Source organism: Herbidospora sakaeratensis, from assembly GCF_001570525.1.
Taxonomy (GTDB): Bacteria; Actinomycetota; Actinomycetes; order Streptosporangiales; family Streptosporangiaceae; genus Herbidospora; species Herbidospora sakaeratensis.
The window spans coordinates 921,357-941,418 of the sequence record NZ_BBXC01000008.1 but is presented as its reverse complement, the minus strand read 5'-3'; the positions used below and the strand labels follow the sequence as shown (position 1 = coordinate 941,418).

Annotated in this window: 16 protein-coding genes; 15 read left to right on the top strand and 1 reads right to left on the bottom strand. The window is 71.1% G+C overall.

What is annotated here, in order from left to right; genetic code table 11:
• Positions 1-461: 461 nt before the first annotated feature.
• Positions 462-1,592, bottom strand: a complete 1,131-nt coding sequence (locus AW271_RS10030; RefSeq protein WP_062335205.1) for a folylpolyglutamate synthase family protein — start codon at positions 1,590-1,592, stop codon at positions 462-464.
• 36 nt (positions 1,593-1,628) lie between these two features.
• Here AW271_RS10030 and AW271_RS10025 point away from each other — a divergent pair, with 36 nt between their 5' ends.
• The 15 genes from AW271_RS10025 (at position 1,629) to AW271_RS09955 (ending at position 19,929) form a co-directional block, all read left to right on the top strand.
• On the top strand, positions 1,629-2,939 hold the full coding sequence (locus AW271_RS10025; RefSeq protein ID WP_062335203.1) for a bifunctional folylpolyglutamate synthase/dihydrofolate synthase: 1,311 nt from the start codon (positions 1,629-1,631) through the stop codon (positions 2,937-2,939).
• Entirely contained in the window at positions 2,939-3,280 is a 342-nt protein-coding gene (locus AW271_RS10020; protein WP_245653006.1) for a DUF4233 domain-containing protein, read from the top strand. Before AW271_RS10025 ends, AW271_RS10020 begins: the two co-directional genes overlap by 1 nt.
• 38 nt (positions 3,281-3,318) lie before the next feature.
• Positions 3,319-4,824: a hypothetical protein gene (locus AW271_RS10015; protein ID WP_062335198.1), complete on the top strand. Its 1,506-nt coding sequence runs from the start codon at positions 3,319-3,321 to the stop codon at positions 4,822-4,824.
• 44 nt (positions 4,825-4,868) lie between these two features.
• Positions 4,869-5,279 (top strand): nucleoside-diphosphate kinase, encoded by a 411-nt coding sequence (ndk, locus tag AW271_RS10010; RefSeq protein ID WP_062335193.1) that lies wholly within the window; start codon positions 4,869-4,871, stop codon positions 5,277-5,279.
• Positions 5,280-5,463: 184 nt separating this feature from the next.
• The gene (locus AW271_RS10005; protein WP_030454832.1) at positions 5,464-6,495 is read left to right on the top strand and encodes a rod shape-determining protein; all 1,032 of its coding nucleotides are present in this window, start codon (positions 5,464-5,466) and stop codon (positions 6,493-6,495) included.
• 5 nt (positions 6,496-6,500) lie between these two features.
• Positions 6,501-7,691: a rod shape-determining protein MreC gene (gene mreC / locus AW271_RS10000; protein ID WP_063817926.1), complete on the top strand. Its 1,191-nt coding sequence runs from the start codon at positions 6,501-6,503 to the stop codon at positions 7,689-7,691.
• Positions 7,692-7,696: 5 nt separating this feature from the next.
• Complete coding sequence (gene mreD, locus AW271_RS09995) at positions 7,697-8,206, top strand: rod shape-determining protein MreD (protein ID WP_062335191.1); 510 nt, start codon at positions 7,697-7,699, stop codon at positions 8,204-8,206.
• Positions 8,203-10,248, top strand: a complete 2,046-nt coding sequence (gene mrdA / locus AW271_RS09990; RefSeq protein ID WP_062335310.1) for a penicillin-binding protein 2 — start codon at positions 8,203-8,205, stop codon at positions 10,246-10,248. Before mreD ends, mrdA begins: the two co-directional genes overlap by 4 nt.
• Positions 10,248-11,411: a rod shape-determining protein RodA gene (rodA, locus tag AW271_RS09985; protein WP_062335189.1), complete on the top strand. Its 1,164-nt coding sequence runs from the start codon at positions 10,248-10,250 to the stop codon at positions 11,409-11,411. The genes mrdA and rodA overlap by 1 nt, the downstream gene beginning before the upstream one ends.
• 108 nt (positions 11,412-11,519) lie before the next feature.
• The gene (locus tag AW271_RS09980; RefSeq protein WP_062335186.1) at positions 11,520-11,771 is read left to right on the top strand and encodes a hypothetical protein; all 252 of its coding nucleotides are present in this window, start codon (positions 11,520-11,522) and stop codon (positions 11,769-11,771) included.
• Positions 11,772-11,825: 54 nt separating this feature from the next.
• Positions 11,826-13,241, top strand: coding sequence for an NsdA family TPR-like regulatory protein (locus AW271_RS40630; protein WP_062335184.1), 1,416 nt, complete (start codon positions 11,826-11,828; stop codon positions 13,239-13,241).
• The gene (locus AW271_RS40625; RefSeq protein WP_062335182.1) at positions 13,238-14,122 is read left to right on the top strand and encodes a phosphotransferase family protein; all 885 of its coding nucleotides are present in this window, start codon (positions 13,238-13,240) and stop codon (positions 14,120-14,122) included. Before AW271_RS40630 ends, AW271_RS40625 begins: the two co-directional genes overlap by 4 nt.
• A 19-nt stretch (positions 14,123-14,141) precedes the next feature.
• Positions 14,142-16,067 (top strand): TIGR03960 family B12-binding radical SAM protein, encoded by a 1,926-nt coding sequence (locus tag AW271_RS09965; RefSeq protein WP_062335180.1) that lies wholly within the window; start codon positions 14,142-14,144, stop codon positions 16,065-16,067.
• A 120-nt stretch (positions 16,068-16,187) separates the two neighbouring features.
• Entirely contained in the window at positions 16,188-16,907 is a 720-nt protein-coding gene (locus AW271_RS09960; protein ID WP_245653005.1) for a TIGR03936 family radical SAM-associated protein, read from the top strand.
• Between the two features lie 106 nt (positions 16,908-17,013).
• Positions 17,014-19,929 carry an Rne/Rng family ribonuclease gene (locus AW271_RS09955; protein WP_062335175.1) on the top strand — a complete coding sequence of 972 codons (2,916 nt, stop codon included), beginning with the start codon at positions 17,014-17,016 and terminating at the stop codon, positions 19,927-19,929.
• The last annotated feature ends 133 nt before the right edge of the window (positions 19,930-20,062 follow it).

The window sequence follows — 20,062 nt, the reverse complement described above, 5'->3', positions numbered from 1 at the left end:
ACGTTATTCGCAAACCTGCCCTGGGGTAGTTTGTGCGGGGGTGTCTTTCTCTGCCCGGCCCTTGCGGCCGGGCTTTCGTCGTTTCTCTACCGAAGGCGTTTCATGGGGTGAGCCCAGCCGTTTGGCTGGGCTCTCGTCGTTTCCAGGGCGCGTGCAAGCTGCCTGCACGCCATCGGGTGTCGGCCTGGCGTCAGCCGGGGGGTGGCTTTCGCCGTTTGCGGGTGTTGTTCTGGCCCAGCCGCGCGGCTGGGCTTTGGTCGTTTCCGGGCAGGTCCGCATCACCTGCGGAGACTTGTTAGGCATTCCTGGCGAGCGGGTGGCCTTCGGCGTTTCACGAGTTATTCGCGGCCCGCATCGGTGCTGGTGTCGGGTTTCGCGCGGGTGTTTTCTGCCCGGCCATGCAGCCGGGCTTTCGTTGTTTCTGGGGCCATGCTGGGCCCTGGCCTGCCGGGGCCGGAGCGTCAGAACAGGCGGTCGGTGGGGATGTCGAGGTTGTCGAGCAGGTGGCCGGTGAAATAGACGGTGCCTAGGGCCAGCACCTTCTCTCCCAGGGCCTCGATGTAGCGGGCGTCCACCTGGGCGATGGTGGTCACATCCCAGTCGGCAGGCAGGGGCCGGGTGAAGTTCAGGTGGGTCTCCGGCAGGCGCACGAAGGTCACCGGCAGGCCCTTGAGGGCCTCGATGGCCCCCTCCAGGTCCTTGTGGTCCGGGAGGCACAGCAGGACGCGGTCGAGGTGTCCCCATTCGGTCAGGGCCCGGTCCACCGACATCGTCACGCCGGCGCCGGTGATCGGGGAGTCGATGGTCAGGTGTGTTGTTCCGATGTCGTGGTGGGAGAAGCGGGCCGGGAGGCGTACCGAAACGGTGGTTGGCTCTTTGCCTGTGAGGTGGACGGCGGCCGATCGGCCCAGGAGGGTGTTTCTGGTCCAGGGCGTCGCCTCGGGGGTGATCTCGTGGAGGCGGTCTCCGGCCCGTGCTCGCAGTTCGGTGCGGACCTCCGGGGTTTGTGGGAGGGTCACGGCCCATTTGGTGTCCGGGGTGATGACGCCGGCCTTCTCTCTGGCGATCTCGGCCACGGTGTCCCCGAGGATGCCGACGTGTTCGGCGAAGATCTCGGTGACGGCCACCACCTCGGCGGGGAACAGCGACACCTCGTCAGAAGCGCCGCCCATCCCGGCCTCCAGCACGAGGTAGTCGGCCGCCACGTCGTGGGCGTGCAGGGCCCCCGCGAGGGTGAACAGGCCCGCGGGGGAGAGGTATCCGTCGGAGGGCGGCAGAGCCACGGAGGCCAGGCGGGCGCCCAGGGCGGCCAGCTCCTCATCGGTGATCGAGACGCCGTCGACGCGGATGCGGTCGCGGTTGCCGCGGAGCCCGGGGCTGGTCACCGTGACCACGCGGGCGCCGGTCGAGGCCAGGTGGGCCGACGCGTAGGTCGCCGTGGTGCCCTTGCCCTTGCTGCCGACGACGGTCAGCACCGGTACGGCGGCCACCGCGCCCACGGCCTCGGCGAGACGGCGGGCGCGGGTCAGGTCCCGGCGCGAACCGGGGGCGCGGGCGGTCCATTCTGCGAAGAAGGCCTCGTCGGAGCTCATTCCCGACAGCTTATTGAACGGGCCTAAGCTGGGCGGGTGACGATCCACGCAGTTGAGGCCGCGATCCGTGCCCGCGGTGTCGAATGGGACATCGATCCGACCCTCGACCGGATGGCTGGGCTCGTCGATCTGCTGGGGAATCCGCAGGCGGCCTACCCGATCATCCACATCGCCGGCACCAACGGGAAGTCGAGCACGGCGCGGATGGTGGAGGCGCTGCTCAGGGAGCGGAACCTGCGGGTGGGGCGGTACACCTCGCCCGAGTTCGCCAGCATGCGCGACCGGATCTCGATCGACGGCGAGCCGATCTCCGAGGAGCGGTTCGTCGAGGTCTACGAGGAACTGGAGCCCTACTTCGGCATCGTCGACGAGAAGTTCGGGCGGCTGAGCTTCTTCGAGGTGCTCACCGCGATGGCGTTCGCGGCCTTCGCCGACGCGCCGGTCGACGTCGCGGTCGTCGAGACCGGCATGGGCGGCACCTGGGACGCCACCAACGTCGCCGACGGTCTCGTCGCGGTGATCACGCCGGTCTCGCTCGACCACACCGAATACCTCGGGCCCGACGTCGAGACGATCGCCGGGGAGAAGGCCGGCATCATCAAGCCCGGTTCGACCGTGATCCTCGCGCAGCAGCAGCTGCCGGCGGCCGAGGTGATCGTGCGGCGAGCCGTCGAGGTCGGGGCCACCGTTGCGCGTGAGGGCATCGAGTTCGGGGTGCTCGGGCGCGAGCTGGCGATGGGTGGTCAACTGCTGCATCTGCGCGGGTTGAACGCCACCTACGAAGAGGTGCTGCTGAAGCTCTACGGCGGCCACCAGGCCGGCAACGCGGCGACCGCGCTGGCGGCCGTCGAGGCGCTCTCCACGGCGGCCGAGCCGCTCGGCGAGGAGCTGGTCAGGCAGGCGTTCGCGCAGGTGACCAGCCCGGGGCGGCTCGAGGTCGTGCGGCGCGGGCCGACGGTGCTGGTCGACGCCTCCCACAACCCCGGGGGCATGGAGGCGACCGTCGACGCGATCGGGGAGTCGTTCGGCTTCACCCGGTTGATCGCGGTGCTGGCCGTCATGGCCGACAAGGACGTCGAGACGATGCTGGAGCTGCTGGAGCCCGTCGTCGAGGAGGTCGTGGTCACCCGCAACTCCTCGCCGCGCTCCATGGAGGTCGACGACCTGGCCGATCGGGCCAGGGGCGTGTTCGGGCCCGACCGGGTGCACGAGTCGGCCCGGCTCGACGACGCCATCGACGTGGCCGTCGGGCTGGCCGACGAGGGCGACGAGTATGGTTCGGGGGTGCTCATCACCGGCTCGGTGGTGACCGCCGGTGACGCCCGAATCCTGTTGAAGGCCGGATGATGAACTTCGAAGTTACGCCGGGAATGCGGCGGCTGGGTGCCTCGGTGCTCGGCATGGAGGCGATCGTCGTCGCGCTGATGACCCCTGTGGCGATCATGGTCGGCAAGGTCGATCCGCCGATCGCCGTCGGGGTGGGCTGCGGGCTCGCCGTCCTGTGCGTCGTCGCCGCCGGGCTGCTCAAGAAGCAGATCGGGTACGTCCTGGGCAGCGCCGTCCAGGTGCTCGCGATCGCCTCGGGATTCATGGTGTCGACCATGTTCTTCCTCGGGGTGATCTTCGGGGCGCTGTGGGTGACCGCGATTCTCGTCGCTCGCCGTGTCGAAGGGGCGACGAAGCGCTAAAGTCGGTCGCCATGGCCGTCCCCCCATTTCAGCCAGCCGTGCCCCAGCGGGTCCGGGCGCTCGCCGTAGACGCGGTGCGTCTGGCCCGGCGGCCGATCGTGACCGACGCCGTCGTCGGCCTGCTGATCGCCGTGGCCCTGCCGCTGGCGATCGTGTCGATCCCCAACACGATCTCGCAGGTGGCGGCGCTGCTGCCGCCCGGCGTCTCCCAGATCGACATGATGCGGGCCCACGGCCTGGCGCTGCCGGTGATGCTCCTGACGGTGCCGCTGGCGGCGGTCGCGGTGCGGCGGTTCAAGGCGGCTCCCGTGCTGGTCCTGGGGCTGGCGATGCTGGCCGCCGCCGACGCGGGCGGGGGCTACGCCGACGGGCCCATGCTGGTGGGCCTGCTGCGGGTGGTCCACGGCGTCGGGGCCGGGCTGCTGATCCCGGCGACGCTGGTCGCGGCCGGGGAGCGGCGGGCCCGGCGCGGGCTGCTGGCCCTGTGGGCCGGGATGCTGGCGGTCTCGCTGGTCACCGCTCAGGCGCTGGCGTTGTGGCCGATCGACAACGTGCGGTCGTGGGCCGTCACGCTGCAGCCGTTCCCGCTGCTGACGGGGGTGGCGCTCACCCTGGCGGCCGTCTATCTGGTGTTGTGGCGGCTGGCCTGGGAGACCACGGCCGCGGCGACCGACCGGCTGCTGATCTCCACGCCGCCCGGTTCGGCGGAACGGTCCCGGCTGCTGATGGCGGCGGTCCCCTCGGCGGGCATCGCGGTGCTCGCGGTCGGCACCACCTACGACTGGCCCTCGGGCCTGGTGGTCGCGGTGGCCGGTCTGGCGCTCGTGGCGATGCTCGGGCTGGCCGTCTCCGCCGCCACGCCGGGGGCGCGCACCCTCGGCTTCACGTGCGTGGCCGTCGGGCTGGTCGTGTTGCCGACGGCCGCCCAGGTGACCTATGTCGAGATGCCGTGGCTCGGCGGTCCGGGGCTCGACGCGATGGCCTGGCCGCTCGTGGTCGCGGTGATCGGCTCCCTCGGGGCCGCCGCGGTGGCCGGGCGGGCGGCCGAGGAGAAGAGCGCCAAGCTGGTGGGGGCCGGGCTGGTCGTGCTGGTCGTGGGCCTGTGCGCGATCCGGCTGCTGGTGCCGACCGTCGACGGGCTGCTGCTCGCGGTGCCGTTCACCCTGGTCGCCGCCGGTGCGGCGGTGGCGCTGGTGAGCGCGCTGCGGCTGGCCGGGCCCGTGGCGGCCCTGTTCGGGCTCACCCTGCTCTTCCCGGCCATGCTGGCCGGATTCCTGCTCGGCACCGGCATCCAGGTGACCTGGTTGCGTTCGGCCGCGCCGTCGGGCATGGCGACCTACCAGGGCATGGTCGACGGGTTCGTCGAGGCCCTCCACGTGTGGGCGCTGGTCGGCGGGTTCGGCGTGGTGCTCGTGCTCGGGTTGTCGGCGTTGTCGGCCCGCCGGGGCACCCGGGTGGCCGCCGCCGGGGAGCCCAAGGTGGTCGTGCCCGCGCCGACGCCGTCGCCCGAAGTGATTGCCGAGGGTGACGAATCCGACCGGTAAGCTTCCCTCGGATTCCCACGAAGCCTTCACAAAGGAGTGATCCCGTGTCCGAGCGCACGCTCGTCCTCATCAAGCCGGACGGTGTCCGCCGCGGCCTCATCGGCGACGTCATCGCCCGCATCGAGCGCAAGGGCCTGACCATCGCGGCCATGGAGCTGCGTCAGCTCGACGCCGACACCGCGAAGACCCACTACGCGGAGCACTCCGAGCGGCCGTTCTTCGGCGAGCTGGTCGACTTCATCACCTCCGCCCCGCTGGTCGCCCTGGTCGTCGAGGGCCCGCGCGCCATCGAGGCCTTCCGCGGCCTGGCCGGGCTCACCGACCCGGTGAAGTCGGCCCCCGGCACCATCCGCGGCGACCACGCCCTGGAGATCGGCGAGAACGTCGTCCACGGCTCCGACTCTCCCGAGTCCGCCGCGCGGGAGATCAAGATTTTCTTCCCCGACCGGTTCTGAGGAACCCTCCTGAAAGCCCCGGCCACGCCGGGGCTTTCTTGCGTTTTCGCCGCCTGAAAGCCCGTGACCAGCGGATTTATGTAATTGGGGTGGGGTCGGTGTGCTCGGCGTTGGGTACGACCCGTTACGATTCGAGTGCGATGCGTTACTCCCGCTAACCACCTGAAGGAAGGCCTCCTTCCCTATGGGCAGCCACTTTGCTTTCCTGGGCCGCGACATGGCGGTCGATCTCGGCACCGCCAACACCCTGGTCTACGTGCGGGGGCGCGGCATCGTGCTCAACGAGCCGTCCGTCGTGGCGATCAACACCTCGACCGGCCGCATTGTCGCGGTCGGCATCGAGGCGAAACGGATGATCGGCCGTACGCCAGGCAACATCGTCGCGGTGCGACCACTCAAAGACGGCGTCATCGCCGACTTCGACGTGACGGAGCGCATGCTCCGATACTTCATCCAGCGCGTGCACAAACGGCGGCACTTCGCCAAGCCACGCATCATCGTCGCGGTGCCGAGCGGCATCACCGGCGTCGAGCAGCGCGCCGTCAAGGAGGCCGGCTACCAGGCCGGCGCCCGGCGCGTCTACATCGTCGAGGAACCCATGGCGGCGGCCATCGGGGCGGGCCTGCCCGTCCACGAGCCGACCGGCAACATGGTCGTCGACATCGGCGGCGGCACCACCGAGGTGGCGATCATCTCGATGGGCGGCATCGTCACCAGCCAGTCGATCAGGGTCGGCGGCGACGAGCTCGACCAGGCGATCATCACGTACGCCAAGAAGGAGCACTCGCTCATGCTGGGCGAGCGCACCGCCGAGGAAGTGAAGATCGCCATCGGTTCGGCGTGCGCGTCGGCCGAGGAGCCACAGGCCGAGATCCGCGGCCGTGACCTGGTCAGCGGCCTGCCGAAGACCGTGGTCGTGTCGGCGAGGGAGATCCGCGAGGCGATCGCCGAGCAGGTCAGCTCCATCGTCGACGCGGTGAAGTCGACCCTCGACAAGTGCCCGCCCGAACTGTCCGGCGACCTCATGGACCGCGGCCTCGCCCTGACCGGCGGCGGCGGCCTGCTCAAGGGCATGGACGCCCTGCTGCGTGAGGAAACCGGCATGCCCGTCCACCTGGTAGACAACGCGCTCGACTCGGTCGCGCTCGGCTCCGGCCGGTGCGTGGAGGACTTCGACGCCCTGCAGCAGGTGCTCGTGCCCGAGGCGAGGAACTGAGAACGATGAAAGACAGCCGCCGCTCCCGTCTGTTCCTCGGCCTGCTGCTGGCCGTGGCCCTGGTCCTGATCACGGTGGACCACCGGAGCGAGAACACGCCCGTGTTCGGGCCTCTGCGCACGATCGTCACCTCGGCGTTCGGCGCGGTCGAGCGTGGGGTCTCCACGGTCACCGAGCCGATCGGCGGCTTCGTCGGCGCACTCGCCGGCGCGCAGGGGTCGCGGGAGCAGATCACCAATCTGAAGGCGCAGAACTCCAAGCTGGAGGGCGAACTGTCCTCTCAGCGGATCGACAAGCGCCGGTCGGCCGAGCTGCAGGCCATGCTCGGCCTGTCCGGCCTCGGCGGTTACAAGGTCGTGCCGGCGCAGGTCGTGGCGCGCCGGGCCTCGCCCGGTTTCGAGGACGCCGTGGAGATCGACGCCGGCACCGCCGACGGCATCAAGCCCGACATGACCGTGCTCAACGGGCAGGGTCTCGTCGGGCGGGTGGTCCGGGCGACCGCGTCGACCGCGACGGTCGTGCTGCTGTGCGACCCGGCCTCGTCCACCGGGGCCCGGATCGAGAACAGCGGCGAGCTCGGGGTCATCAGCGGCCTGGGCGCCAACGGCAACTCGGGCCGCCGGATCATGTTCCGGCTGCTCGACTCGACCCTGCCGATCGCGGCCGGGACCCGTCTGGTCAGCTTCGGCTCGCAGCAGGGCGTGCCCTATGTGGCGGGGGTGCCGATCGGCGTGATCGAGAAGGTTGAGGCGACGCCGGGTGAGCTCACCCGCACCGCCTACGCGAAGCCGTTCGCCGACCTGAGCTCGATCGACGTCGTCGGGGTGGTGGTCGAGGGGCCGAAGCGCGATCCGCGCGACGCGCTGCTTCCGCAGGCGCCCAAACCCGCGGCCAAGCCGAAGCCCAAGCCGAAGCCCGCGACCACGGCGCTGCCAGGTCAGCAGGCGCAGCCGCAGATCGCGCGGCCCGGCGTCACGAATCCGGAGACCGGTCCGGGGAACCCCGCGCCGCGGAACACGCGGCCCGACTCCCGACCTGAGAACACCTCTCCGGAGAACGTGAGCCCGGAGGACACCGCTCCTGAGAACACCGCTCCGGGCAACGCGCGGACGACCGACCGGGAGAACCGCGGCCCCGCCGAGCCCGTCCGCGGGCGCGAGGGCGAGACGTCCATACCGGACGACGAGGCGGCGTGATCTGAATGCCCCGGATCCTGCTCACCACGCTGCTCGTGCTCACCGCCCTCGTGCTGCAGGTGACCGTGGTCAACCGGCTGCCGGTGTCGGTCGTGCCCGACTTCGTGCTGCTCGTGGTGATCGCGCTGGGCGCGATCCGGGGGCCGGTCGCCGGGGCGACCATCGGCTTCTTCTCCGGCCTGGGCGCCGATCTGCTGCCGCCCGCCGACCACGCCCTGGGCCAGCACGCGCTGGTCCTGTGCCTGGTCGGCTTCGCGGCCGGGCGCTGGGGCGAACGGTGGCCGCTGCTCACCGTCGCGGCCTGCGCGGCGGGGGCGCCGGCGCTCGCGCTGGCGGTGAGCGGTCTGCTGGGTGATCCGGGAATCGATCTACGCACGTTCGAGGCGGTGTGGCCCATGGCGGCGCTGGTCAACCTGCTGGCCGCGCCGGTCGTGGTGTGGGCGGCGCTGAAGATGTACGGGCCCCGGCCCGAGAAGGCGACGGCGGCCGCGGTGCCGGGTTGGAGGCGGACATGACCCGGATGCGGACCCGTTTCGTGGTCCTCCACCTGACGGTGCTGGCGCTGCTCGTGGTCCTCGGCGTGCGCCTCTACCAGGTGCAGGTCGTACGCGGGCAGCAGTACGTGGCGAAGGCGACCGAGACGCGCACCCGCGCGGTCATGGTGCCGGCGTTGCGGGGCCAGATCCTCGACTCGACCGGGCGTCCGCTGGTGCGGAACCTGACCCGGCTCGTGGTGTCGGTCGACCGCACCCAGCTCGAACGCATGCCGCGCGGTGGCCAGGAGGTGCTGGAGAAGCTCTCGGCCGTGCTCGCCACCCCGGTCTACAAGCTGCGGGAGCGGCTGCGGTCGTGCGGGCCGGGCGTCAGCCGTCCGTGCTGGACCGGGTCGCCCTACCAGCCGATCCCGGTCGACGACCGGGTCACCCAGCGCGAGGCGCTGACCATCCTGGAGCGCCAGGAAGAGTTTCCCGGGGTGACCGCCGAGGTCCAGGCCCATCGCGACTTCCCGGGCGGGTCCGACGCGTCCCAGGTGCTCGGCTACCTGCAGCCGGTGACCCAGGAGGAGCTGGAGAAGCGGCAGGGCCTCAAGACCAGCTTCTCGGGCGTCGACCTGGTGGGGCGCGACGGTCTCGAGGCCGTCTATGACCACCAGTTGCGCGGCACCCCCGGTCTGCGCCGGGTCCAGGTCGACCGCATGGGCAAGGCGATCGGCGTCGAGCAGCAGGTCGCGCCCGTGGCCGGCGACACCCTGATCACCAGCATCGACGCCCGCGTCCAGTCGATCGTCGAGAAGGCGCTGGCCGACGCGATGAAGAAGGCGCCCCAGGCCGACGGCGCCGCCGGGGTCGTGCTCGACGCGCGCAACAGCCGGGTGATCGCGATGGGCAGCGTGCCGACCTACGACCCCCGGGTCTGGACGGGCGGCATCTCCGAGAAGGAATACCAGACGCTGCTGTCGGAGAAGGCCGGCAAGCCGCTGGTCTCCCGGGCGATCAAGGGCACCTTCGCGCCCGGTTCGACGTTCAAGGTCAGCTCGGTGTCGGCGATGGTCGCCGACGGCTACCCGCTCAACGGCACCTACGACTGCCCCGGCTCCTACATGGTCGGCGCGCGGGCGTTCAACAACTTCCGGGGCATCGGCCTCGGGCCGATGAACCTGCACACCGCGCTGGTGAAGTCGTGCGACACGATCTTCTACCGCGCGGCCTACGAGATGTGGCAGCGCGACGGCGGCATGCAGCCCAAGGCGACCGCCAAAGACCCGATGGCCGCGATGGCCCGCGCCTACGGCTTCGGCAAGCTGACCGGCGTCGACCTGGTCGGCGAGTCGCCGGGCCGGATCCCCGACCGCTTCTGGAAGAAGGAGTTGTGGGCGGCCACCCGCAAGACCAACTGCAACCGGGCCAAGACCGGCTACCCCGAGGTGAAGGACGCCTCCCGCGCCGCCTTCCTCAAGCAGCTGGCCTACGAGAACTGCCTGGAGGGCTTCCAGTGGCGTCCCGGTGACGCCGCCAACTTCTCGATCGGCCAGGGCGACGTGCTGGTCACGCCGCTGCAGCTGGCCAACGCCTACGCGGCGCTGGTCGGCGACGGCAAGCTGCGCAGCCCGCGCATCGGCTGGGCGCTGATGCGGCCCGACGGCAGCTCGTCCAAGATGATCGACTCGCCGGTGATCGGCAAGCTGCCGATCGACAAGAAGACGCGCGACTACATCAGGGGCGCCCTCAGCGAGGTCGCCTCCGACGGTACGGCCGCGGGCGCCTTCGGCGGCTTCCCGATGGACGTGGTCCGCATCGGCGGCAAGACCGGTACGGCCGAGGTCTACGGCAAGCAGGACACCTCCTGGTTCGCCTCGTTCGCGCCCACCAAGAACCCGCGCTTCGTGGTCGTCGTCATGGTCTCGCAGGGCGGCATGGGCGGTTCGGCCGCCGCCCCGGCCGTGCGGCAGATCTACGAGGGCATCTACGGCCTGAACAAGCAGCCGGCCGCCCTGCCCGCGGGCCGCCCGGCCGAGCGCCTGCCGGTCATCGGCCCCGACGGGACGGTGAAGCGCTGATGTCCACGCCGATCACCCGGATCCGCAAGCGGTCGCTGGCCAGCCGGGCCATCGGGACCGACGCCGCCGTCTGGCGCATGGACGGCGTGCTGTTCGTCGCCGTGGCCGCGTTGTGCACGATCAGCACCCTGCTGGTGTGGTCGTCCACCCGCACCTGGACGGCGATCGAGCCGACCGGCATGCTCAAGAAACACCTGCTCATCCTGTGCGTCGGCGCGGTCCTGTGCGGCCTGGTCTCGATGGTCGACCACCGGCGGCTGCGGGCCTACGCCCCGGTGGCCTACGCGGCCGGCCTCGCTCTGCTGGCGCTGGTGATCACGCCGGTCGGGTCGACCGTCAACGGCTCCCACTCGTGGATCATGCTCGGCGGCGGCTTCGGACTCCAGCCCTCCGAGCTGGCCAAACCGGCGCTGATCCTGCTGCTGGCGATGTTGTTGTCGGAGCCCGCCGAGGGCACCGACCGGCCCCGGCCGCTCGACGTGGGGCTGGCCCTGGCGGCGGCGGGGCTGACGATGGGGCTGGTCATGCTCCAGCCCGACCTCGGCACCACGATGGTGCTGGCCGTGATCACCGCGAGCGTGCTGGTCTTCTCGGGCATCCGCAAGCGGTGGATCGCCCTGGTGCTGGTCATCGCCGTGGCGGCGGCGCTGATGGTGTGGTTCCTGGGGCTGCTGCAGCCCTACCAGGTGGCCCGGTTCACCGCGTTCATGAACCCGGCCAGCGACCCGCGCGGCTTCGGCTACAACGCCACCCAGTCGCTGATCGCGATCGGCTCGGGAGAGATCTACGGCAAGGGGCTGTTCGAGGGCGGGCAGACCACCGGCCGGTTCGTGCCCGAGCAGCACACCGACTTCATCTTCACCGTCGCCGGCGAGGAGTTCGGCTTCCTCGGCGCGATGACCGTGGTCGCCCTGCTCGGCGTGGTGCTCGTCCGGGGCATCACGATCGCGCGGCAGTGCGACGACCGGTTCGGCGCGCTGGTCGCGGCGGCGATCGTCTGCTGGTTCGCGTTCCAGACGTTCATCAACGTCGGGATGACGATCGGCATCATGCCGATCACGGGACTGCCTCTTCCGTTCGTCTCCTACGGAGGCACCGCCACGTTGGCCAACATGATCAGCGTGGGGATGCTCCAGGCCATTCACAGCGGGCGGCGTACCTGAGAGTGGTCCGCATGAAGGTGCGGCGGGCTCTCACTGGTGCCGCTACCGTTCGGCGAACACTCTGGGAACGAACCTTGAATAGGCGGTGACTCCGCAGACGGAGGAAGCGTGACCCCGGACGACGAGGCGCGTGAGCGAATGCGCGCGTTGGACCTGCTCCGCAAGGCTTTTCCCGACTACCGGATCGTTTACGGCAACGGCCGGTGGGCCGCCGCGGCGGCCGGCAACCCGCCGATGGTGTGGTTCGCCGACACACCCGGCAGTCTGTGCGGGCAGTTGTTCATGGCCCAGGTCCGGAGCGGCGGTGAGGTGGGCCCTTTCCGGACGGGCCGTGAGAGCGGCTCGCAGGCTGCGCGGTGACCGTTTCGTGACGATCGCGACGCTAGCGTGGAACCGTCCCCACCTGGAGAGAGCATGACCTACTCCGCCCGCGGCGCCGACCGTTCAGCGATCCAGTTCGCGTCGGCGATCCGCGACCGCACCCTCGCGGCACTGGGGGAACCGCCCTCCACGGCGATCATCCACCAGATCGCGGAGGAGATCCACGCCGGTTCCCCGCAGACGTCGCGCCTGAAGTGCATGCGCCTGGCGAACGGCTGGACCGTCGAAGAGGCGATCGAGCGGTTCCACGACATGTGCGACCGGGCCGGCATCAAGCGGCGCGGCCTGTCCGAACGTTCCTGGCGGGAATGGGAGGCCGGGGCGCGGCCCGACCGCGAGTACACCGACCTGCTGTGCCGGCTGTTCGAGACCGGGCCGGTCCAGCTCGGCTTCGCCCGCGACTACACGCCCGAGGAGGCCCGCCGGGCGCACGCCGCGGCCGGCACCGCCGACCCGGTCGAGGACGCCGCGCGCGAGGCCAGCGAGCACGCGGAAGAGGTCGAGAACAGCGAACTCGGCGCGGGCGCGCTGGAACGCTTACGCACGCAGGTGGTCTGGGTGGGCCGGCGATACGTCTGGGAGTCACCCCTCCCGCTGTTCGTCGAGATGCGGGTGCTGCAGGAGCAGACCCGCAAGGCCCTCGACCGCCGCATCCACCCCGGGCAGGCGCAGGACCTCTACTTCCTCACCGGCGCCCTGTGCGGCCTGATGGCCAACGCCAGCATGGACATGGGCCGCCGGCTGCCCGCCGACACACTCGCCCGCGCGGCGTGGACTTACGGCCGCATCGCGGGGCATACGTCCCTGATGGGATGGTCACGCGGGATGCAGGCGTCGGTGGCCCTGTGGGACCGGCGTTACGAAGACAGTTTCCGGTACGCCGGAGACGCCCTCACCCATCTCAACTCGGGGTCGGGCGGGGCCCGGCTCTACATGCTCCGGGCCCGGTCGGCCGCGATGCTGGGCCGTACCGAAGAAGCGCGGGAGGCCCTGCTGCGGGCCGAGGACGCGCGGTCGCGGGGCGGCCGCGACGAGCTCCACGACGAGATCGCCGGGGAGTTCGCCTTCCGGCCCGCCAAACAGCACTACTACGCAGCCGTCACCCATCTCCATCTGGGCGACGCCTCCCGGGCGATCCAGGAGGCGGCCGAGTCGATCGCCCTGTATTCCACCGACGAGCGGGAGAACCGCTCCTACGGGTGCGAGGCCATGGCCCGCGCCCATCTGGCGATCGCCTACGTCATGGAGGACGACCAGGAGGGCGCCGAGCAGGCCGTGGCCCCGCTGCTCGATCTGCCCCCCGACCGCCGCATCGACAGCCTCGGCGCCACCCTCGCGGCCAGCCGGTCGCTGGTGTCCGACCGGATGGCCCGCCAGATCGAGGGGTTCTGCTCCGTCGGCCTCACCCACACCCTGGCGGCATCCGACCAGCGGAGGCTCTCCCCGTGACCGTTCCCCTCGTCGCCGGAATCCCGGCCGCGCTCATCGAGGCCTGCCGCGAGGCCGGTCTGAACTCCGCCGGAGCCCGGCTCCTGCGCAGCTTCGCGAGCGTCGTCTACCACCTGCCCGAAGAGGGCCTGGTGGTACGCATGGCGACCGCCACCACCCCCGGCAAGTACGACCGCCTGGTGACCTCCATCAAGGTCACCCGATGGCTGGCCGCCCAGGGGTTCCCCGCCACCCGGCCCGCCGAGGTCCGTCAGCCCATCGCGGTAGACGGCTACCTGGTGACCTTCTGGCACTACGAGGAGCAGGACGGCCCGCCCCCCGGGCCGGTCCCGCTCGGACTGCTGCTCCGGCGGCTGCACGCGCTGCCGCCGGTGCCGTTCGACCTGCCGACCTACGACCCGTTCGGGACCATCAGGCGGGCCATCGCGGACGCCCGAGCGATCGATCCCGAAGAGCGCGAGTGGCTGACCGAACGGTGCTCGGCGCTCTCCGACGCCTACTACGAGCGGCTGGAGTTCTCCCTGCCGTACGGACTCGTTCACGGTGACGCGCACCGGGGAAACCTGCTCCGTACACCTGGGGGGCACCTGCTGTGCGACTGGGACTCGGTGAGCGCCGGGCCACGGGAGATCGACCTGGCGCCGACCATGGCCGGGGTCAGGTTCGGTCTCACCGAGGCGCAGCGCGACGGGTTCGTCGAGGCCTACGGCTACGACATCCGCAACTGGGCCGGATATCCGGTGCTCCGCGACACCCGGGAGCTCCAGACCCTGACGGCGCTGCTGCGCAACGCCCACCTCGACCGCGACGCCCTCGGCGTGCTGCGCTTCCGGCTGGCCTCGCTCCGGGCGGGCGACAACCGGACCTGGCGCGCCTTCTAGCTCCTATACCCTGGGTCACATGTCTGTCGAGTCGCTGTTTCCCCGCCTGGAAGCCCTGCTGCCGAAGGTGCAGAAGCCGATCCAGTACGTCGGGGGTGAGCTCAACTCGACGGTCAAGGACTGGGACGAGGCCACGGTTCGCTGGGCGTTGATGTATCCCGACGCCTACGAGGTCGGCCTGCCCAACCAGGGCGTCCAGATCCTCTACGAGATCCTCAACGAGCTGCCCGAGACCCTGGCCGAGCGGACCTACGCGGTCTGGCCCGACCTCGAGAAGCTGATGCGGGCCGAGGGCGTCCCGCAGTTCACCGTCGACGCCCACCGGCCGGTGCGCGCGTTCGACGTGCTGGGCCTCTCGTTCTCGACGGAGCTCGGCTACACCAACATGCTGACCGCGCTCGACCTGGCCGGCATCCCGCTCAGCGCGGCCGATCGGGGTCCTGACGACCCGATCGTGCTGGCCGGCGGCCACGCGGCGTTCAACCCGGAGCCGATCGCCGACTTCATCGACGCCGCCGTGCTCGGCGACGGCGAGCAGATCGCCATCGCGATCTCCGAGGTCATCCGCGAGTGGAAGGCCGAGGGCGAGCCCGGCGGCCGCGACGGCGTGCTGCTGCGGCTGGCCGAGACCGGCGGGGTCTACGTCCCGCGGTTCTACGACGTCGAATACCTGCCCGACGGGCGGATCAAGCGGGTCGTGCCCAACCGTTCGGGGGTGCCCTCGCGGGTGTTCAAGCACACCGTGATGGACCTCGACGAGTGGCCCTACCCGAAGAAGCCGCTGGTCCCGCTGGCCGAGACGGTCCACGAGCGGTTCAGCGTGGAGATCTTCCGGGGCTGCACCCGCGGCTGCCGGTTCTGCCAGGCGGGCATGATCACCCGCCCGGTGCGCGAACGGTCGATCACCACGATCGGCGCGATGGTCGACAACGGCATCAGGGAGTCCGGCTTCAGCGAGGTCGGCCTGCTGTCGTTGTCGAGCGCCGACCACTCGGAGATCGGCGAGGTCGCCAAGGGCCTGGCCGACCGCTACGAGGGCAGCAACGTCTCGCTCTCGCTGCCGTCGACCCGGGTCGACGCGTTCAACATCGACCTGGCCAACGAGTTCTCCCGCAACGGGCGCCGGTCCGGGCTCACCTTCGCCCCCGAAGGCGGCTCGGAGCGGATGCGCAAGGTCATCAACAAGATGGTCAGCGAGGAAGACCTGATCCGCACCGTCACCACGGCCTACAGCCAGGGGTGGCGGCAGGTGAAGCTCTACTTCATGTGCGGGCTGCCGACCGAGGAGGACGTCGACGTCCTCGGCATCGCCGACCTGGCGAAGAAGGTCATCCAGGCCGGCCGCGAGGCGACCGGCTCGCGCGACGTCCGCTGCACGGTGTCGATCGGCGGGTTCGTGCCCAAGCCGCACACCCCGTTCCAGTGGGCCGCGCAGGCCGACCACGAGACGGTCGACCGGCGGCTGCGGGAACTCCGCAACACCCTGCGCAACGACAAGCAGTACGGCAAGGCGATCGGCATGCGCTACCACGACGGCAAACCGTCGATCGTGGAGGGCCTGCTGTCCCGGGGCGACCGCCGCGTCGGCAAGATCATCCAGAAGGTCTGGGAAGACGGCGGCCGGTTCGACGGCTGGAGCGAGCACTTCTCGTACGACCGGTGGATGGCCTGCGCCGCCGAGGCGCTCGACGGGGAGCCGGTCGACGTCGACTGGTACACCGTCCGGGAGCGCGAGGAGCACGAGGTGCTCCCGTGGGACCACCTCGACGCCGGCCTCGACCGCGAGTGGCTCTGGCAGGACTGGCAGGACGCCGTCAACGACGTCGAGGTCGAAGACTGCCGCTGGACGCCCTGCTACGACTGCGGCGTCTGCCCGACCATGGGCACGGAGATCCAGATCGGCCCCACGGGCCGCAAGCTGCTCCCGCTCACGGTCGTATCCTGAGGAAGACGGCCCGGGGGAGCGGCTTCCCCCAGGCCCACGAAACGAGACTGGAAGGAACACGGACCTCTGAAACCCGCACCCGATGGGCCCCCGCCCGCGCCGGTGGCGCAGCGTCTGCGCGTGCGCTACGCGAAACGAGGGCGGCTGCGCTTCACGAGTCACCGCGACATCTCCCGAGCCGTCGAAAGGGCGGTCCGGCGGGCTGACATCCCGGTGGCCTTCAGCGCGGGGTTCAGCCCTCACCCGAGGATCTCCTACGCGGGAGCCGCCCCCACCGGGGTGGCCAGCGAGGCCGAATACCTCGAGATCGCGGTGACCCGCCCCTGCCGTCCGCAGGAGTTGCGCGCCGCCCTCGACGCCTCGCTGCCGCCGGGTCTCGACGTGCTCGACGTGGTCGAAGCGCGTGCGGGGAGCCTGGCCGACCGGCTGGAGGGCTCGTTGTGGGAGGTGCGCCTGCCGGGAGCCGATCCGGTGGCGGCCGAGGGCGCGGTGAAGGAATTCATGACCGCAGGAGAGGTCGCGGTCGAACGCCTGACCAAGAAGGGGATGCGGAACTTCGACGCCCGGGGGGCCGTGGCATCGCTGGTGTCGCTGACCGCTGACCAGGACGATCACGGGGAGGGAGGGCCGAATCAGTCGTGTGTCATACTTCGCATGGTCGTTCGGCACGAAACTCCGGCCGTCCGACCCGACGACGTGCTCATGGGTCTGCGTCTCGTGGCCGACTTCGCGCCGCCGTCACCGCCTTCGGTGACCAGGCTGGCGCAGGGGCCCCTTGACGCGTCGACCGGTGAGCCCGCCGACCCGCTCGAAGCCGACCGGGTTGGTGGAGACCAATAGGACTTGCCGTCATGGCCCCGGAAGGTGGCCGGGCGGACCACGAGAGACGAGAAGAGCCCCCGCGCGGCGCGGAAACGCGCCCGGGGGCTGACGGGAGAGCGCCCGCATGCTCGACAACGAGCCCACTGTCGGCGATACGACAACTGCAGATACCACGTCTTCGGTGACAACGGCGAAGCCTGCCCGCAGACGGGCGGCCAGCCGCCCGGCGGGTCCGCCGCCGGAGCCCGACGAGATCCCCCCGGCGCCCGCCATTCAGGCGTCGGTGGCGAACGCCCTCGGCACGGGCGATTCGACGACCGGCACGGCGTCCCCGGCCGCCTCCGGCAACTCGGCGTCCAACGGCGCCGCGAACTCCGCCGGGGCCGCCCCCGCGGCTCCCGAGGCCGCCGAGCCCGCTGAGCCCGCCGAGAAGCCCAAGCGCACCCGGCGCCGCACCCGGCCCGCCGACGACGAGGCCGCGCCCGCCGCCGAGGCCGCTGCGCCCGCCGAGGCCGAGGCGAGCGAGAGCCGCCCCGCCCGCAAGCGCACGACGCGCAGCCGCGCGGCCAAGGAAGCGGTCGTTCCCGAGGAGCAGGCCGCCGAGGTCGTCGTGGCGTCGGCCGCGCCCGAGGTCACCGCCGCCGTCGAGGCGGCCCAGGGTGACGTCGCGCCCGACGCCGAGACGGCCGCGCCCGTGCGGCGGAGCCGTACCAGGAAGAAGATCGAGGAGACGCCGGAGGCGGTCTCCGAAGAGGACGAGAAGCCGACCAGACGGCGCCGCACCCGCAAGAGGGACGAAGAGGGCGCCACGGAACGATCCAGCGCGCTCAACGCGGCGGAAGCGCAGGTCGCGGCCGCGATGATGTTCACGCTGCCCACCGAGGAGCCGCTCGACGACGAGCCGGCCGGGGAAGACCTCGAAGACCTCGACGAGGGCGCCAAGCCGTCGCGGCTGGCCGACCCGTTCGGCTTCCACGCCGCCGAGCAGCAGCCGCAGCAGTACACCTTCCAGCGTCCGGCCGCGGTCTTCCAGCCGCTGTTCCAGGCGCCCGACGCCGCCGCCGCGGTCCCCGCCCGGCCGCAGCAGCCCGCGCCCCAGCCGCCGGTCCAGCCGCAGCCCGAGCCCGAGCCGGTCGCCGCCGAGGAGGCCGAGGAGGAGTCCGACGACGACGGCGACGACGAGTCGGGCGACGGTTCGCGCCGCCGCCGGCGCCGCCGTGGCGGCCGTGGCCGAGGGCGTGGCCGTGAAGAGGGCGAGGGCCAGGACTCCGAGGAGGAGCCCCAGGCCGCCGCCGAGGAGTCCGAAGACGACGCCGACGACGAGGGCGACGGCTCCGAGGGCGGTTCGCGCCGCCGTCGCCGCCGGCGGCGCCGGGGCGGCGAGGACGACGCGGTCGTCACCGACGACCCGCCCAACACCGTTGTGCGCATCCGGGCGCCGCGCGCCGGCCGCGCCACCACCACGTCGTCGGTCGACGAGGTGCAGGGTTTCCGCGGGTCCACCCGCCTGGAGGCCAAGAAGCAGCGCCGCCGCGAGGGGCGCGAGCTGGGCCGCCGCCGCCCGCCGATCATCACCGAGTCGGAGTTCCTGGCCCGCCGCGAGTCGGTCGAGCGCGTCATGGTCGTGCGCCGCCACGGCGGCCGCACCCAGATCGCGGTGCTCGAAGACGGCGTGCTGGTCGAGCACTACGTCGACCGTGAGGCGAGCCAGTCCTATGTCGGCAACGTCTACCTGGGCAAGGTCCAGAACGTGCTGCCCTCGATGGAGGCGGCGTTCGTCGACGTCGGCAAGGGCCGCAACGCGGTCCTCTACGCCGGTGAGGTCAACTTCGACACCGCCGGGCTCGAAGGCCAGCCGCGCCGGATCGAGGCCGCGCTGAAGTCGGGCCAGTCGGTGCTGGTGCAGGTCACCAAGGACCCGATGGGTCACAAGGGCGCCCGGCTCACCTCGCAGATCAGCCTTCCCGGCCGTTATCTCGTGTACGTCCCCGACGGCTCGATGACCGGCATCTCGCGCAAGCTCCCCGACAAGGAGCGCACGCGCCTGAAGCAGATCCTGCGCAAGGTCATGCCCGAGAACGCGGGCGTGATCGTGCGCACCGCCGCCGAGGGGGCCTCGGAGGAGGAGCTGGCCCGTGACGTCGCCCGCCTGGCGGCGCAGTGGGAGAGCATCCAGAAGAAGGCCAAGTCGGCGAGCCCGCCGGAGCTGCTGTCGGCCGAGCCCGACATGACGGTCCGCGTGGTCCGCGACGTCTTCAACGAAGACTTCAGCAACCTGGTGGTCCAGGGCGATGAGGTCGCCCGGACCGTCGAGGAGTACGTCGACTACGTCGCCCCGCACCTCGCCGAGCGCGTCGCCAAGTGGGACGAGGACGTCGACGTCTTCGCCGCCTACCGGGTCGACGAGCAGATCGCCAAGGCGATGGAGCGCAAGGTCTGGTTGCCTTCGGGCGGCTCGCTGGTGATCGACCGGACCGAGGCGATGACCGTCGTCGACGTCAACACGGGCAAGTTCACCGGCCAGGGCGGCAACCTGGAGGAGACGGTCACCAGGAACAACCTGGAGGCCGCCGAGGAGATCGTCCGCCAGCTGCGGCTGCGCGACGTCGGCGGCATCATCGTGATCGACTTCATCGACATGGTGCTGGAGAGCAACCGCGATCTGGTGCTGCGCCGCCTGCTCGAATGCCTGGCGCGCGACCGCACCAAGCACCAGGTGGCCGAGGTCACCTCGCTGGGTCTGGTGCAGATGACCCGCAAGCGGGTCGGCCAGGGGCTGCTGGAGGCGTTCTCGACGCAGTGCGACTGCTGCCACGGGCGCGGGGTGATCATCTCGACCGAGCCGGTCGACGGGAAGCCCGAGCCGCGCGGCACGCAGGGCAAGATGGCGATCGAGAAGGCGGTGGCCGAGAAGCTGGAGAAGGCCGAGAACGGCGGCAACGCCGTGGCGGCCCACGACTCCCGCGACTCGGTGACCGACACCGTCGACGACCAGCCGCGCTCCCGGCGCCGGTCCCGACGGTCAAGATCAGCCGACTAGTTCACCACCGGCGGGCCGCTCGGTTCGACCTCGGGACCGGAACCCGGTACCCTAGAGAACCGGCGCGCCCTGGTGGCGCGCTTGGCTTCGCGCGCCCCTCCTGGTTCGCCGGTTCATCTGTTAGCGATCGGAT

Coding starts and splice junctions, on each gene's coding strand:
- AW271_RS10020 (WP_245653006.1), top strand. CDS start 2,939: ATGAACTTCGAAGTTACGCCGGGAATGCGGCGGCTGGGTGCCTCGGTG.
- mreC (WP_063817926.1), top strand. CDS start 6,501: ATGAAAGACAGCCGCCGCTCCCGTCTGTTCCTCGGCCTGCTGCTGGCC.
- AW271_RS09955 (WP_062335175.1), top strand. CDS start 17,014: ATGCTCGACAACGAGCCCACTGTCGGCGATACGACAACTGCAGATACC.
- AW271_RS40630 (WP_062335184.1), top strand. CDS start 11,826: ATGACCTACTCCGCCCGCGGCGCCGACCGTTCAGCGATCCAGTTCGCG.
- AW271_RS09965 (WP_062335180.1), top strand. CDS start 14,142: ATGTCTGTCGAGTCGCTGTTTCCCCGCCTGGAAGCCCTGCTGCCGAAG.
- mreD (WP_062335191.1), top strand. CDS start 7,697: ATGCCCCGGATCCTGCTCACCACGCTGCTCGTGCTCACCGCCCTCGTG.
- mrdA (WP_062335310.1), top strand. CDS start 8,203: ATGACCCGGATGCGGACCCGTTTCGTGGTCCTCCACCTGACGGTGCTG.
- AW271_RS10005 (WP_030454832.1), top strand. CDS start 5,464: ATGGGCAGCCACTTTGCTTTCCTGGGCCGCGACATGGCGGTCGATCTC.
- rodA (WP_062335189.1), top strand. CDS start 10,248: ATGTCCACGCCGATCACCCGGATCCGCAAGCGGTCGCTGGCCAGCCGG.
- AW271_RS10030 (WP_062335205.1), bottom strand. CDS start 1,592: ATGAGCTCCGACGAGGCCTTCTTCGCAGAATGGACCGCCCGCGCCCCC.